General features: G+C 68.8%; 13 protein-coding genes. 6 read left to right on the top strand and 7 right to left on the bottom strand.

Going from position 1 to position 14,611, the window contains the following annotated elements; all coding sequences use genetic code 11:
• Positions 1–217 precede the first annotated feature (217 nt).
• A complete protein-coding gene (locus J4Z35_RS14900) occupies positions 218–1,612 on the bottom strand; it encodes a PPK2 family polyphosphate kinase (RefSeq protein WP_083603748.1) in 1,395 nt (464 codons plus the stop codon).
• A gap of 186 nt (positions 1,613–1,798) precedes the next feature.
• A complete protein-coding gene (locus tag J4Z35_RS14635; protein WP_074039212.1) occupies positions 1,799–2,977 on the bottom strand; it encodes an alpha/beta fold hydrolase in 1,179 nt (392 codons plus the stop codon).
• Between the two features lie 277 nt (positions 2,978–3,254).
• Here J4Z35_RS14635 and J4Z35_RS13750 point away from each other — a divergent pair, with 277 nt between their 5' ends.
• Positions 3,255–4,307 carry an ATP-dependent DNA ligase gene (locus J4Z35_RS13750; protein WP_074039521.1) on the top strand — a complete coding sequence of 351 codons (1,053 nt, stop codon included), beginning with the start codon at positions 3,255–3,257 and terminating at the stop codon, positions 4,305–4,307.
• Between the two features lie 258 nt (positions 4,308–4,565).
• Here J4Z35_RS13750 and J4Z35_RS13745 read toward each other — a convergent pair whose 3' ends face one another.
• The 4 genes from J4Z35_RS13745 to ligD form a co-directional block, all read right to left on the bottom strand.
• Positions 4,566–4,886 carry a hypothetical protein gene (locus tag J4Z35_RS13745; protein ID WP_038567925.1) on the bottom strand — a complete coding sequence of 107 codons (321 nt, stop codon included), beginning with the start codon at positions 4,884–4,886 and terminating at the stop codon, positions 4,566–4,568.
• Between the two features lie 236 nt (positions 4,887–5,122).
• Positions 5,123–5,323, bottom strand: coding sequence for a GNAT family N-acetyltransferase (locus J4Z35_RS13740; RefSeq protein WP_082740644.1), 201 nt, complete (start codon positions 5,321–5,323; stop codon positions 5,123–5,125).
• Between the two features lie 9 nt (positions 5,324–5,332).
• Entirely contained in the window at positions 5,333–5,539 is a 207-nt protein-coding gene (locus J4Z35_RS13735) for a GNAT family N-acetyltransferase (protein WP_082740642.1), read from the bottom strand.
• 61 nt (positions 5,540–5,600) lie between these two features.
• Complete coding sequence (ligD, locus tag J4Z35_RS13730) at positions 5,601–6,644, bottom strand: non-homologous end-joining DNA ligase (protein ID WP_040014632.1); 1,044 nt, start codon at positions 6,642–6,644, stop codon at positions 5,601–5,603.
• A 69-nt stretch (positions 6,645–6,713) separates the two neighbouring features.
• Between ligD and J4Z35_RS13725 the strand changes: the two genes are divergently transcribed.
• Both J4Z35_RS13725 and msrB read left to right on the top strand, forming a co-directional pair.
• On the top strand, positions 6,714–7,520 hold the full coding sequence (locus tag J4Z35_RS13725; RefSeq protein WP_006945304.1) for a (2Fe-2S)-binding protein: 807 nt from the start codon (positions 6,714–6,716) through the stop codon (positions 7,518–7,520).
• Positions 7,521–7,673: 153 nt separating this feature from the next.
• Complete coding sequence (msrB, locus tag J4Z35_RS13720) at positions 7,674–8,084, top strand: peptide-methionine (R)-S-oxide reductase MsrB (RefSeq protein ID WP_006945288.1); 411 nt, start codon at positions 7,674–7,676, stop codon at positions 8,082–8,084.
• A 180-nt stretch (positions 8,085–8,264) separates the two neighbouring features.
• On the opposite strand, the gene J4Z35_RS13715 is transcribed toward msrB, so the two are convergent.
• The gene (locus J4Z35_RS13715) at positions 8,265–8,852 is read right to left on the bottom strand and encodes a TetR/AcrR family transcriptional regulator (RefSeq protein ID WP_006945215.1); all 588 of its coding nucleotides are present in this window, start codon (positions 8,850–8,852) and stop codon (positions 8,265–8,267) included.
• 178 nt (positions 8,853–9,030) lie between these two features.
• Between J4Z35_RS13715 and J4Z35_RS13710 the strand changes: the two genes are divergently transcribed.
• From J4Z35_RS13710 to betT, 3 genes are read left to right on the top strand one after another with little or no spacing between them, the layout of a single operon-like run.
• Positions 9,031–10,527, top strand: coding sequence for an aldehyde dehydrogenase family protein (locus J4Z35_RS13710; protein WP_006945275.1), 1,497 nt, complete (start codon positions 9,031–9,033; stop codon positions 10,525–10,527).
• Positions 10,528–10,573: 46 nt separating this feature from the next.
• Positions 10,574–12,316 carry a choline dehydrogenase gene (gene betA, locus J4Z35_RS13705; protein WP_038567914.1) on the top strand — a complete coding sequence of 581 codons (1,743 nt, stop codon included), beginning with the start codon at positions 10,574–10,576 and terminating at the stop codon, positions 12,314–12,316.
• Positions 12,313–14,352, top strand: coding sequence for a choline BCCT transporter BetT (gene betT / locus J4Z35_RS13700; protein ID WP_074039211.1), 2,040 nt, complete (start codon positions 12,313–12,315; stop codon positions 14,350–14,352). The genes betA and betT overlap by 4 nt, the downstream gene beginning before the upstream one ends.
• Positions 14,353–14,611 lie beyond the last annotated feature (259 nt).

Raw genomic sequence — 14,611 nt, 5'->3', positions numbered from 1 at the left:
GGACGCCGAAGCAGGCGTCGAACTGAGCGGCGGCGACACCGTCAAGCTGCCCCCGCGCACCCTCGCGGTGCTGCAGGCGCCGCGCACAGAGAGCTGACGAACGCATGACGAGGGGCTGACCGGTTCGATCGAACCGGTCAGCCCCTCGTCATGTTCGTCTTCTCGTGGCTGCGCGCCGCCGGCCGTGCTCGTACGGACCCGGCCCGCGGCGTGGACGTCAGAGCTTGTCGAGGCGAGCGCGCTGCTCGGGGACGTCGAACGTCGCCTCCGGCCACTCGAGGGCGAGGGCGCGCAGGTGCTCGAGGACGAGCTGCTGCACAGCAAGACGCGCATACCACTTGTTGTCGGCCGGGACGACGAACCACGGCGCGACGTCCGTCGACGTCTTCTCCAGCAGCGCCTGGTAGGCCTCCTGGTACTCACTCCAGTAGGAGCGTTCGACGAGGTCGCCCGGGTTGAACTTGTAGAACTTCTCCGGGTCCTCGAGACGCTCGGCAAGGCGCGCCTTCTGCTCGTCGGCGGAGATGTGGAGCATCACCTTGATGATCGTCGTGCCATTCGCGACGACCGACTCCTCGAACGCGTTGATCTGGCCGTAGCGACGCATCCACACCGGTCGCGAGACGAGGTCGTGGACACGCACGACGAGGACGTCCTCGTACTGGCTCCGGTCGAACACCCCGACATAACCGGGCTTGGGCAGCGCATTGCGGATGCGCCACAGGAACGGATGCGCTTGCTCTTCCTTCGTCGGCGTCTTGAAGGCCGTCAGCTCGACGCCCTGTGGGTCCATCGTGCCGACGACGTGACGCATGATGCCGCCCTTGCCGGAGGTGTCCATGCCCTGCACGAGCAGCAGGACGCTGCGCCCGCCGGGGTGACGCTCGCTCGCGTAGAGCCGCTCCTGCAGGTCAGCGAGCTCGTCGCCCGTCTTGCGCATGACCTTCTCGGCCTTCTTGGGCCCGCCGTCGAACGCGGGCGTGGACGACGCGTCCAGGTCGGCGAGGACGAACCCCTCACCGACGCGCAGCGCCGAGGCGAAGTCGCTCTTGACGGCCTTGAACTTCTTCGTCCCCTTGCGCGTCGCCTCGTCACGGCCGACGTTGGCGATGACCTCCTCGGCCTGCTTGAGACGAGCCACCTTGGCGGGCGCAAGGCGGGCCGTGCTCGTCGACGTGCCGACGTTCCTCGCCTCGGACGTGGCGTCGGACGCCGACTTCTTCGCCTTCTTCTCGCCCTTCGCTGTCGACGCCCTCGTCTCGGCGGTCTTCGACGTGGCCGCCGTCTTGGCCGCGCTCGCCTCGGACTTCTTCGTCGCCTCGGACTTCTTCTTCGCGTCGGACTTCGCCGTCGTGTCAGCCGACTTCTTGCTCGAGGACGACTTGTTCGACGCCTTGTCAGCCGACTTCTTCTTCGGCTGCGCGTCAGACGTCGTGGTCTTCGTGGACGCTCCCCCGGCGGCCGTGGTCTTGGCGGACGTCTTCGACGACGTACCCGCCTCCTTCGCCGACTTGGACGTGTCGCTCTTGGTGGCGGCCTTCGACGACGAGGAGGCGCTCTTCGCTGCCTTCTCGGGCGCCTCGGGCGACTCGCTCTTGGCCTTCTTGGACATACCAGTCATCGTGGCAGACCCGACCGGCGTTGTCATGTACTTCGCTTCCGCACGGACAAGCGATTCGGTGAGATCACGGTGATCCGTTGGGGCGCAACGCTTTCGAAGGACGCCGATTCAACGCTCGTCGGCGACAGAGCGACCACCACCCGCTCGTTCCGCAGCGATCAGGCGTACGAACGGCCCTCAGCGAGCGAGGAACTCGCGGACGCATCGCTCCCAACGGGCCGGGTCGGTGTTCCACTCGCGCACATGTCGGGCCTGCTCCCAGCGCTGCCAGGTGACGATGTCAGGGCGCAGCCGTGCGAGCTCCGCGCTCGGTCCGTAGGGCACGAACTCGTCGTCGACGGAGTGGATGACGAGCATCGGCTTCGTCAGCTCGCCGGCGCGCGCGACCCAGTTCGTCAGCGTGACGTCGATCGCCTGCGCGAGCCCCGTCATCCGCCGGCTCGATCGGTTGCCGCCCAACAGACGTGCCGCGAGGTCGGCGAGGCGCGGGTGCAGCCGATTGGCCCGCGCATGGTGAGCCATGACGTCGGCCCAGTCGAGCACCGGCCCGTCGAGGACGACGCGACGCACCGCCCCCGCGTGGCCGCTGCGCGCGAGTACCTGCATGACGATCGCGCCGCCCATCGACCAGCCGAGCAGGTCGATGCTGCGCGCGCCCTCCCGCAGCGCGAACTCGAGGGCGAGATCGACGTCTTCCCACTCGGTGAGTCCGAGGGCGTACTTGCCGTCGCTGCTGGCGGGCCCGTCGGAGTCGTTGCGGTAGCTCGGGATGATGCACGAGATGCCGAGGTCGGTGAGCACCGGGACGGCGCGCAACGTCTCCCCGCGACGGGCGCCGCGGCCGTGGACGAGAACCGCCCAGCGGGTGCCGTCGCCGGCGCGCGTCACCCATGCCGGCGCGCGGCCGTTGACGGTGGGAAGCGCGAGTTCTTCGGTTCGGATGCCGTACGCGTCCTGGGGCGAACCGTCGACGTACCAGCCGCTCCAGCGGGCGGGGCCCGGGAGGAGCTCGCCGCGCGTGACGGCGTCGACGGCCCGGATGACGCCGCCCGCGTCGGTGTGACCGAGGATCTCGCCGATGCGAGCGTGGCCGCGTTCGTCGTCCCAGTACAGCCCGTAGCGGCCGGGCGCGAGGGATTCGACGCTCGACGCGAAGACTGCGCTCGTGGCCACCCCGTCGAGGCCGTGACGGACGGTCAGGACGTCCGCGTCGTTCGGTTTTTCCTTCTCAGGTGTGACGAGCTTGCGCGCGAAGACCGCCGCGATGGTGACGGACGCCGCGCTCGTCGTCGCGGCGAGCGCCGCGCCCGTTCCGAGACCGAGCACGACGGACTGGCGGCTACTGAGACGCTTCACTCTTCAATTGTTTCATCGCGGCGGCCTCACGCCGTCGGGCGCCTTCAGCTGCCTCGAGCGCCCCGTTCGTTCATCGGTGATCGAGGGTGTTCGTCGCGCCGACCTCCCCGCTGTCGGGACGCTTCTGGTTTCGGCGACCGCTCGTTCGTTCACTCGTGGCCGGGGTGTGCCGCTGCGCGCGTTCCGGTCGTGATGGTCATGAGTGACGCCTCATCTCGGATCGGAGCAGCGCCGAAGCACGGGCCGCGGCGACACGGATGGGGCGACAATGGGTGGCATGAGCTTGCCCATCACACTGCCCGTCCAACCGATGCTCGCGAAGGCCGTCACGAGCGTGCCGGAGGGTGACGAGTTCACCTACGAACCGAAGTGGGACGGTTTCCGCTGCATCGTCGCGCGGGACGGCGACGACGTCGAGTTGCACTCGCGCGGCTCGAAGTTGCTGACGCGCTACTTCCCGGAACTCGTCGAGGCGCTGAAGTTGGCGCTGCCCGAGCGTGTCGTCCTCGACGGTGAGATCGTGCTGCGTCAGGGCTCGCCCGGGCATGAGCGGCTCAGTTGGGACGCGCTCAGCGCACGCATCCACCCCGCCGCGTCGCGCATCGAGAAGTTGGCCGCAGAGACGCCGGCGCAGTTCGTCGCGTTCGATCTGCTCGCCGAGGGCGACGACGACGTCATGGGCGAGCCGTTCGAGAAACGTCGCGCACGTCTGGAGGCGCTGTTCGCGCAGTGGCCGACGAGCGATTCGGTCTACCTGACGCGCACGACGCGCGACGCCGACGAGGCACGTCGCTGGTTCGAGCAGTTCGAGGGCGCGGGGCTCGACGGCGTCGTCGCGAAGCGTCGCTCCGACGTCTACGAGCCGGGCAAGCGCACGATGCTCAAGATCAAGCACAAGCGCACGGCCGAAGCCGTCGTCGTCGGTTATCGCGTGCACAAGAGCGGCGATGGCGTCGGATCGCTGCTGCTCGCGCTCGCCGACGCGGACGGCGAGTTGCACAACGTCGGGGGCGTCAGCGCGTTCACGGCGGCGCGACGGCGCGAACTCTTCGACGAACTCGACCCGCTCGTCGTGCGCGACGCCGACGGCAACGCCGCGCACGGTGAGACGGATCGCTCACGCTTCAGCAGCTCGAAGGACGTCTCGTTCGTGCCCCTTCGCCCCGAACGCGTCGTCGAGGTCGCGTTCGATCAGTTGGAGGGCAACCGCTTCCGTCATGCCGTGACGTTCCTGCGCTGGCGCCCCGACCGCGAGCCGACTTCCTGCACTCTCGAGCAGGTTGAACGCGCCCCCGACTATGACCTCGGAGAGGTGCTGCGACGCGGCTGACCCGCCGCGCCTGGTTCGCCGTCACGCCCGTTCGTCGTCACGCCCAGCGCCCCGGCATCCCCGTCGTCATCGCTCCCCCGTCGTCCCTACTCCCCTGACGACGACCGTTCTGCGATTCCTGTCCCCTTCGCGAATCCCGTTTCCTTTCTCGATTTGCGTCCACATCTGCGATCTTCGTCCACATTCTCAAGCCAGCAGGTCCCAACGGACGCCGGCGTGAATATGGACGAAGATCGCAGATGTGTACAGGCGAGCGCGTCAGCCCGCCAGCGCGATGTTCTCGTCGACGACGGGCTTGTCGGCCTTCTTGCCGAAGCGCTGCTGCGCCGCCTGCTTGCTGATGCCGAGGCTCTCGCCGATCTGGGCCCACGAGTCGCCCTTGGCGCGACGCTCGGCGACGACCCACTTGATCGTGTCGGACATGAGGTTGTTGAGCATGGCGAGCCCCTCGAGCTCGTCCTTGGTGAACAGGTGCGTCTGCACCCGGAAGCCCTCCATGATGCGCGCGGCCGCCTCTTCGACGGACTTCTCGGAGATTCCGCGCAGTTCCTGGGGCAGGGGCTTACTGATCTTGGGCATGCCCTGAGGCTAGGTCGCGCAGCAGGGCGTGTCAATTAGAGTTGACTGGGTCACAGAGCCGCACCCCATCGAATACTCCACGCACCCCTACGGCTGTCGCGCATCACATCGCGCGACCGCGAGCAACCTCGCCGCTGGGCTCGACGTGGCAACGCACGCGTCGCACGACTACGTCGCTCGCGGCGCCTCCCAGATGACGTGTTCGACGGGTCGCGATCGTGCTGGCGGTCGCTGAGCTACAGCCCCACGCGCTCCGCCACCCGCGCTGACGCCGGGTTGTTCGTCGCCATGACGGCGACGAGCGGCGCGTCAGGCCCCTGGCGCAGCGCCCATTCGACGACGGCGCTGGCGGCCTGGGCCGCGTAACCCGGGCCCCAGTGGTCGGAGTCGAAGCGGTAGTAGAGGTTGAGCACGGGCTCGCCACCGAGGTCACGCAGCTCTACGCCTCAGAAACCGACGACCTCGCCCGTGTCGTCGACGACGGCTGCGTACCCAAACCCGTGCTGACGCCAGTGCGCGCGCCACGACGCGATGAGGTCGACGGCCTCGGAGGCCGCCTTCATGCGCCCCGACGGCAGATGGGCATACGTCCGCGGATCCCCGTGGATGCGCCAGCACGCGTCGACGTCGGCGTCCGAGGGCTCGCGCGGCACGCGTCGACGTCGGCGTCCAACGGCTCGCGCAGCACGAGCCGCTCGGTCTCGAGCCACGGCGTCACGGCGCGTCTTTCTTGGCGCGGCTCGGCTGCACGCGCGGCGGCTCACCGGGCATTTTCGGGTAATCGGGCGGAAACGGCAGCTCGGGCAGGCCGCGTTCGACGTCGGCGTCCCACAGCGCGATGGCCGCGTCGACGTCACCGACATGGTCGTTCATCGACTCCCCCGGCGCCCGCGCCCATGCGTCACCGTCCGCAGCGACGATGCCGGGCACGGTGCGCACCGTGAAGTCGGACGGCGTGACGTCACGCAGCTGCGACCACGCCACCGGCATCGAGACCGGCGCACCCGGCAGCGGCCGCGGCGAATACGCCGCGGCGATCGTCCGGTCGCGGTTCGCCTGGTTGAAGTCGACGAACACCTTCTCGCCGCGCAGCTCCTTCCACCACTCCGTCGTCACCAGATCGGGCAGCCGACGCTCCAACTCGCGCGCAATGCCGATGACACCGTGACGCACGTCGAGGAACTCCCGCGTCGGCGCGATGCGTGCATACACATGGACGCCACGGTTGCCGGACGTCTTGACGAACGGTGTGAACCCCAGCGACTCCATGAGCTCCTTGAGCGCGAACGCCGCCTCGACGGCATCAGCGAAATCGCGCCCCGGCTGCGGGTCGAGGTCGATGCGCAGCTCGTCAGGATTGTCGTTGTTCTCGGCGCGCACGGGCCACGGATGAAACGTCACCGTGTTCATCTGCACGCACCAGGCGAGCATCGCGGGCTCGTCGAGGACGAGCTGCTCGTGCGCCCGGGCGCTCGGGTACGTGCACATCACACTGCGCGCGTAACTCGGCGCACCCTTGGGCGGGTTCTTGCTGAAGAACGGCTTGTCCGCCAGCCCCTTCGGGTAACGCTCCAACGCGACAGGCCGATCGCCGCTCCAGCGCAGAAACGGCTCGGCCACGGCGAGCACATACTCGACGAGGTCGAGCTTCGTCACCCCGTCGTCGGGATAGACGACGCGGTCGGGACTCGACACCCTGACGGTGCGCTCCTCGCCGTCGGGGCCGGGAATCTCGAGGGTCACTGCGGTGGACGCCATGCTCGAAGCGTAGGCGACAGATGCCCGCCCCGCGTTGCCTCGCCCCACTCGCCTTGGCAGGGTTGAGGCATGCCGTCCCCCTCCGCCTCCCGCGTGAGCGAGCCCGACCTGGGCCCGTTCTTCCGCGTGGATGCCATGACGCCGGGGGCGGATTGGCGGCCCCTCGGCGCCGACCTCGCGTCCCGTGGCGCCCTGGGCGCGTGGATCGACCGAGCTCGCGAGCGGACGGCCGCTGCCGGTTCTCTTCACTCCGATGATGTCGACGTCCGTGCGCTCGGCGCCGTCTTGCATCTCGGGGTGTGCGCGCGGGTGCTGTCACCGTGGATCGGGTCGGCGCTGCGGAATACACCCTCCGGGGGCTCGAGAGGTGCCTGCGTCCCCACGCTCGACCAACTGTTCTGGCAGGACGACGGCACGACCACGTTTCCGCTGGCGCTCTCCCCCGAATGGAGTGCCCGGCCGGCGCTCGCCACCCCCGTCGCACACGCCGCCAGCGACGCGAGCGTCGCCGTCAACACGAGCGTCGATCACTTCGCCCGCGCCCTCGTCGATCGACTGGCAATTCCCCTGACGTCGACCGCGCTGACGCCGTCAGCTTCGATTGCCTGGGGCAACGTGGCGTCGGCGCTCCATGGCGCGGCGCGCACCGTCGTCAGGGTCGATCCCGGCCAGTCGACGGCGGTGAGACAGATCGCCGATGCCTGCCTCACGGCACTGACCGCAGCCCGTGGCCGACCACTGACCGACGGCCGCATCGGGACAGTGAGCTTTCGCCGTCACAGCTGCTGTCAGCTCTATCGGCTGCCGGGCAACTCACGCGACACGGTCTGCGGCGACTGCGTCCTGCGGGAACGAACCGGCGCCCCGCGTGGTTGACGATGACGTGAGCCCGAACCGTTTGTCAGGCCGCCCCTGCTCGGGGGACGCTGCCAGCACCAGCGAGAGGGCTCACCGCTCGAGCGACGATGACTCGACACCCCACGGCCCGCCACTCGGCGGCGCCGACGCCCTCGTCCAGGAGGTTCTTCGATGAGCGACCCGACCACCCCGACGTCCGAGCAGGACTGGCGAGCCACGCTCTCCCCCGCCGAGTACGCCGTCCTGCGCGAGGGCGGCACCGAGCCGGCCTTCCGTGGCGAGTACACCGACACCGAGACCGAGGGCGTCTACGCGTGCCGCGCCTGCGGCGCCGAACTGTTCACGAGCCGCGAGAAGTTTCACAGCGGATGCGGCTGGCCCGCGTTCTTCGCGCCCGCCGATGCTGACGACGTCCGTCTCATCGAGGATCGCAGCCACGGCATGATACGCACCGAGGTGCGCTGCGCGAAGTGCGACAGCCACCTCGGCCACGTCTTCCGCGGTGAAGGTTTTTCGACGCCGACGGACGAGCGCTACTGCATCAACTCGATCAGCATGACGTTGCGGCCCGCCACGAACTGACGGTCGCCACGCCCGATCCTGACGTAGCCCCAACCCTGCCGCGGAGGATCTGCTCGAAAATTACGCATCTGCACGAGGAATGTGCCGCACACTCCTCGTGCAGATGCGCATTTCTCGTGCAGTTTGCGTCACCGCGCCCTGTCCGCCGGCCCACGCGCGAGCACGAGCGGCGCTCCAATCTCAGACCGCCCGCTCCCGCGCGACGCGATACGAGCGCACGAGCATCTCGGCGGCACGTCGCCCCTCCTCGAGGGCGTCCTCGTACGGTTCGCGAAGCATGAGCGCGAGCGTCCCGGCGTAGATCGTCATGAGCGCTGACGCCAGGTGCGGCGCCGCCGCCCCTGCAACGGGTTCGCTGTACGCCAGCAGCCTGTCGCGCAGTAGCGCCGTTTCCTCCTCGAGCACGGCGCGCAGATCCGGGCCAGGGTTGACGATGGCGGCGCTCGTCCCGCTGAACGCGCACCACCGCTCGGGCAGGCGCTCCGCCTGGTAGGTCGCGAGCGCCGGCCACAGCGCGAGCAGGCGTTCCTCATCATCGGCGGCGGCGGCGATCGCGTCGTCCCACACCTGGGTCCAGATGTTCAGGCGACGTCGCAGCGCCGCGGCGATCAGCCCCTCCTTGTTGCCGAAGTGGGCGTAGAGGCTGGGCGGCGAGGCGCCCGCGCGCTTGAGGATCGTGTCGACGGGCGTCGCGAAGGCACCTTCGATGAAGAGGAGCGAGTCGGCCGCGTCCAGCAGCCGTTCACGCACGGGTGTTCGGGTGTTCACATCACCAGAATATAACGTGCGTTATCCTGGTGTCGATAACGCACGTTATATCCCCTCTGGCCACCCGCCCGTCGCGTCGCACGGGCAGGCCAGACCCGCGTCGCGCACGTCACGAGACGCCCGCACCCAGGGCGGCCGGCTCGTCGCCTGCGTCACGCACCGAGCACGAGGAGGCCGAATGAACACCCTGTACATCGACGGCGAATGGGTCGCCGCAGCGTCCGGCGAGAAGCGCACCATCACCTGCCCGGCCGACGGCAGCGAGGTCATCGTCGTCGACGAGGCCGGGGCCGAGGACGCGGCGAAGGCCATCGCCGCCGCACGTCGCGCGTTCGACTCGGGTGAGTGGCCGAACACGCCCGCCCCCGAGCGCGCCGCCCTGCTCGCGAAACTCGCCGACCTGCTGGAGCGGGACAAGGAGAAGGTCGCGCGCATGGAGTCGCAGGACACGGGCAAGCGCTACGCCGAGTCGCTCATCGACATGGACGACATCATCGGTGTCTTCCGCCACTTCTCGGCGCTGACGACGCAGCACGCCGGCCGCGTCGTCGAGACGGGCATGCCGGACGTGTCGAGCCGCGTCGTCACCGAGCCGGTGGGTGTGTGCTCGCTCATCACGCCCTGGAACTACCCGCTGCTGCAGACGGCGTGGAAGGTCGCACCGGCGCTCGCGGCGGGCAACACGTTCGTCCTCAAGCCCGCCGAACTGACGCCGCAGAGCGCGATGTGGCTCATGGACGCCCTCGCCGAGGCCGGCCTGCCCGCGGGCGTCGCGAACCTCGTCCTCGGCCCGGGCTCGAGCGTCGGCGTCGAGATGACGGAGAACGTGGAGGTCGACCTCGTCTCCTTCACCGGTGGCGTCGTCACCGGCCGCGCGATCATGGCCGCGGCCGCCCCGACGGTCAAGCGGGTCGCCCTCGAACTCGGCGGCAAGAACCCCAACGTCGTCTTCGCCGACGCCGACCTGCCCGCCGCCATCGACAACGCCCTGACCGCGATCATGCTCGACTCGGGCCAGGTGTGCTCCGCCGGTGCGCGTCTGATCGTCGAGGAGTCGATCCACGACGAGGTCGTCGACGAACTCGTGCGTCGCTGCGAGCTGATCCGCCTCGGCGGCCCGTTCGACGACGACGCCGAGACGGGCCCGCTCATCAGCGAGGCGCACCTCGAGAAGGTCGACGCCTACGTGCAGCGGGCCGTCGCCGACGGCGCCGTGCTGCGCACCGGAGGCAAGCGCGGCGAGGGTGAACTCGCGAACGGCTCCTACTACCTCCCGACGATCCTCGACGCGTGCGACGCCTCGATGGCGTGCGTCCACGACGAGTCGTTCGGCCCCGTCCTCACGGTCGAGACGTTCTCCGGCGCCACGCGCGAGGAGGCTGAGGACGCCGCCGTCGCCATCGCGAACGACACGATCTACGGCCTCGCCGGCGCGGTGTGGACGGAGAACGCCGGCCGCGCGGAGCGCGTCGCGAAGCGTTTGCGTCACGGCACGATCTGGATCAACGACTACCACCCCTATGTCCCGCAGGCCGAGTGGGGCGGCATGAAGCAGAGCGGCATCGGCCGCGAACTCGGTGAGGCCGGCCTCGGCGAGTACGTCGAGACCAAGCACATCTGGCACAACACGCGCCCCGCGCCCGCCGACTGGTTCTCCGGTCGCGAGCAGGCCTGAGCGCACCCACGACACCGAGACCGATCGAACGATCAGGAGAGACACCATGAAGAAGCGTTACGACTACGTCATCGTCGGCGGTGGATCCGCCGGTTCCGCCCTCGCCAACCGCCTCTCGGCGGACGCCGGCACGAGCGTCCTCGTCCTCGAGGCGGGGCGCGCCGACTTCAAGTTCGACCCGCTCATCCACATGCCCGCCGCGCTCATGTTCCCCTCGGGCAACCCGCTGTACGACTACAAGTACGAGACCGACCCGGAGCCCTACATGGGCGGCCGCCGCGTCGCGCACACGCGCGGCAAGGTGCTCGGTGGTTCGAGCTCGATCAACGGCATGATCTTCCAGCGCGGCAACCCCGGCGACTACGAGAAGTGGGCATCGTTCGAGGGCATGCAGGACTGGGACTACAAGCACTGCCTGCCGTACTTCAAGCGCATGGAGACGACGCTCGCCGGCGCTGACGCCTGGCGCGGCGGCTCCGGCCCCCTCGTGCTCGAGCGCGGCCCCGCGTCGTCGCCGCTGTTCCAGGCCTTCTTCGAGGCGACGCAGCAGGCCGGCTACGCGCTGACGGACGACGTCAACGGCTACCGCCAGGAGGGCTTCGCGCCCTTCGACCACAACACGTTCAACGGCTCGCGCATGAGCGCGTCGCGCTCGTACCTGTGGCCGATCAAGAACCGCAAGAACCTCGACATCGCGACGCTGTCGTTCGTCACGAAGCTGCGCTGGGACGGCAACCGCGTCACGGGTGTCGACTTCGTGCGCGGCGGCCGTCGTCACCACAGCGTCGACGCCGGCGAGGTCATCCTGTGCGGTGGAGCGTTCAACACCCCGCAGCTGCTGCAGCTCTCGGGCGTCGGCAACCCCGAGTACCTGCGCGAGGCCGGCGTCACGCCGCGCGTCGAGCTGCCCGGAGTCGGTGAGAACCTCCAGGACCACCTCGAGGTGTACCTGCAGCACGAGTCGAAACAGCCCGTCTCCATCCAGCCGTGGCTGAAGAAGTGGAAGGCCCCGTACATCGGTGCGCAGTGGCTGTTCCTCAACTCCGGTGTCGGCGCCTCCAACCACTTCGAGGCCGGCGGCTTCCTCCGCACGAACGAGGACGTCCAGTACCCCAACCTGATGTTCCACTTCCTGCCCGTCGCCGTCCGCTACGACGGCACCGGCGGTGACCACGAGCACGGCTACCAGGTGCACATCGGCCCGATGAACTCTGACGTGCGCGGTCACGTGCGCATCAAGAACGCCGACCCGAAGCAGCACCCGAGCATCCTGTTCAACTACCTGTCGACGGAGAACGACCGTCGCGAGTGGGTCGAGGTCGTGCGCACCGCGCGTCACATCCTGTCGCAGCCCGCGTTCGCCTCGTTCGACGGCGGCGAGATCAGCCCCGGGCCCGACTGCGCCACCGACCAGGAGATCATCGACTGGATCGCGAAGGACGCGGAGACGGCCCTGCACCCGAGCTGCTCGGTCAAGATGGGCACCGACGAGATGTCGTGCGTCGACCCGAACTCGATGAAGGTGCACGGCACCGAAGGCCTGCGCGTCGCCGACGCCTCGGTCTTCCCGAGCATCACGAACGGCAACATCTACGCGCCCGTCATGATGGTCGCCGAGCGCGCCGCCGACCTCATCGCCGGCAACACGATGCTCGAGCCGCAGGACCCGCCGGTCTACCGCGCGAAGGCCGGGATGCCGCTGTGGCCCCAGGGTGACCCCCGCAACGACGCCTGGGACGCCAAGGACGAGATCCCGAGCGCCGCGAAGGTGATGGCGGAGCAGCCGTGAGCAGCCCCGCCACCGTCACCGTCGAGGACGAACAGGTCGTCGACCCCAAGGTCAAGCCTGTCGTCCTCGGCGGCACGGCCGTCTTCATCGTCCTCGTCGCCGGATGGTGCCTCGTCGCCCCCAAGACCGCCGAGAAGCAGCTCGGTGATCTGACGGCATGGATGGGCGACTGGTTCGGCTGGTTCTACATCCTCCTCGCGACGGCGACGCTCGTCTTCGTCGCGTACATCGCGCTGCGTCACTCGAAGGTGCGCATGGGCGCCGACTCGGACCGGCCCGAGTACTCGACGTTCTCGTGGGCGTGCATGCTGTTCGCCGCCGGCATCGGCACCGACCTCATGTTCTTCGCGGTGGCCGAACCGGCGACGCAGTACCTCAACCCGCCGGCCGGCAAGGGCGGCACCGTCGAATCGGCACGTGAGGCGACGGTCTGGACGCTCTTCCACTACGGCATCACCGGGTGGGGCATGTACACGCTGATGGGCCTCGCCCTCGGCTACTTCGCCCACCGCAAGGGGCTGCCGCTCGCCGTCCGTTCAGCGCTGTACCCGCTGTTCGGCAAGCGCATCAAGGGTGGCATCGGCAACGCAGTCGACATCGCCACCGTCCTCGGCACGATCTTCGGTGTCGCGACGAGCCTGGGTATCGGTGTCGTCATGCTCAACGTCGGCCTCGACGTGCTGTTCGGCGCGCCGCAGGGCCTGCCGGTGCAGATCGGCCTCGTCGTCCTCGCCGTCGTCATGGCGACGATCTCGGCGACATCCGGCGTCGACAAGGGCATCCGCATCCTCAGCCAGCTCAACGTCATCCTGGCGCTGCTGCTCGCGGGTTGGGTGCTCGTGTTCGGCGACACGTCGTTCCTGCTGCGCGCCGCCGTCATGAACGTCGGCGACTTCGTCTCGATGTTCCCCGGCATGACGATGGACACGATGGCCTACGACTACCCCGCCGACTGGATGAACGGCTGGACGCTGTTCTTCTGGGCCTGGTGGATCGCCTGGGCGAGCTTCGTCGGCATGTTCCTCGCGCGCATCTCGAAGGGGCGCACGATCGGGCAGTTCGTCACCGGCACGCTGACGATCCCGTTCCTCTACATCGTCATGTGGGTGACGATGTTCGGCAACAGCGCGATCGAGCGCATCCGGGGCGGGCACGCGGCGTTCGGCGAATCGGCCGTCAACGCACCGGAGACGGGGTTCTTCGACCTGCTCCAGCAGTACCCGGCCGCGACGTTCATCATCGGGCTCGCGACGTTCGTCGGCCTGCTGTTCTATGTGACCTCGGCCGACTCCGGCGCGCTCGTCATGGCGAACCTTTCGTCGACGCTGCCCGACCCGGAGACGGACGCGAAGCCGTGGGTTCGCATCCTGTGGGCCGCCGCGACCGGTCTGCTGACGGTGGCGATGCTCGTCGTCGGCGGCATCAAGGCGCTGCAGTCGGCGACCGTCGTCATGGGGTTGCCGTTCGCGGTCGTCATGGTGCTCGTCATGATCGGGTTGCATCGCGCGCTCGAGGGCGAGCGGCGTCAGAGCGACGCGCTGCGCGCTTCGCTGCGCTCGTCGATCGTGTCGGCGCCACCCGCGCCGACGCAGGGTTCGTGGCGCAACCGGCTGGCACGCCAGTTCGGCACCGTCTCGCTGCGCACGCTCGAGACGCGCATGACGAGTGTCGTCGAACCGGCCCTCGAGGAGGTCGCGGCCGAACTGCGCAACAGCGGCGTCGACGCCGTCGTCGAGACGAACGCGGATCCGAGCCGTCACGTCGCGCGGACGGTGACGCTCACCGTCCACGCGCAGGGGCCCGGTTTCGACGACTTCCACTACCTCACGCACATCCGACGGGTGAAGGTCGCCTCGTACGGATCGCGCATGGTGGAGGCCGACGACACCTCGTGCCAGCTCGAGGTCGTCGTGCCCGGCGGCGGCACGTACGAGATCGACACGTACACGAAGGAACAGATCGCGCACGACGTGCTCGATCACTACCAGTGGTGGGTCGGCTCCGTCGACGCCGTCGCGACGGAGGCCGCCCGCTGACGCAGCCTCCCCCGCGTCGTTGACGTGCTGACGTGACGGGACGCGGGAGGCCGCGGTGAGGCCGCATGACGAAGGCCCGGTTCGAGTGAGAACTCGAACCGGGCCTTCGTCATGACCGGGCGACGATTGCCTCGCCCCGCGCGGCCACGCGAGAGCGTCAGCGCAGACGCGAGACGAACTTGTCCATCGTCGTCATCGGGCCGGTGAAGAACGGGATCTCGTGACGCACGTGACGCTGCGCCCCCGCGAGGCACATCTC

Origin of the sequence: Dermacoccus sp. NHGro5, from assembly GCF_017565385.1 — a bacterium.
GTDB lineage: Bacteria > Actinomycetota > Actinomycetes > Actinomycetales > Dermatophilaceae > Dermacoccus > Dermacoccus nishinomiyaensis.
The sequence above is the reverse complement of the archived record's forward strand: the minus strand, read 5'-3'. Positions and strand labels throughout refer to the sequence as shown.

Bases quoted from the DNA above. Each gene is read 5' to 3' on its own strand.
- ligD (WP_040014632.1), bottom strand. From the start codon at position 6,644: ATGGCGTCCACCGCAGTGACCCTCGAGATTCCCGGCCCCGACGGCGAG.
- msrB (WP_006945288.1), top strand. From the start codon at position 7,674: ATGAGCGACCCGACCACCCCGACGTCCGAGCAGGACTGGCGAGCCACG.
- J4Z35_RS14900 (WP_083603748.1), bottom strand. From the start codon at position 1,612: ATGTCCAAGAAGGCCAAGAGCGAGTCGCCCGAGGCGCCCGAGAAGGCA.
- J4Z35_RS13725 (WP_006945304.1), top strand. From the start codon at position 6,714: ATGCCGTCCCCCTCCGCCTCCCGCGTGAGCGAGCCCGACCTGGGCCCG.
- J4Z35_RS13710 (WP_006945275.1), top strand. From the start codon at position 9,031: ATGAACACCCTGTACATCGACGGCGAATGGGTCGCCGCAGCGTCCGGC.
- betA (WP_038567914.1), top strand. From the start codon at position 10,574: ATGAAGAAGCGTTACGACTACGTCATCGTCGGCGGTGGATCCGCCGGT.
- J4Z35_RS13745 (WP_038567925.1), bottom strand. From the start codon at position 4,886: ATGCCCAAGATCAGTAAGCCCCTGCCCCAGGAACTGCGCGGAATCTCC.
- J4Z35_RS13750 (WP_074039521.1), top strand. From the start codon at position 3,255: ATGAGCTTGCCCATCACACTGCCCGTCCAACCGATGCTCGCGAAGGCC.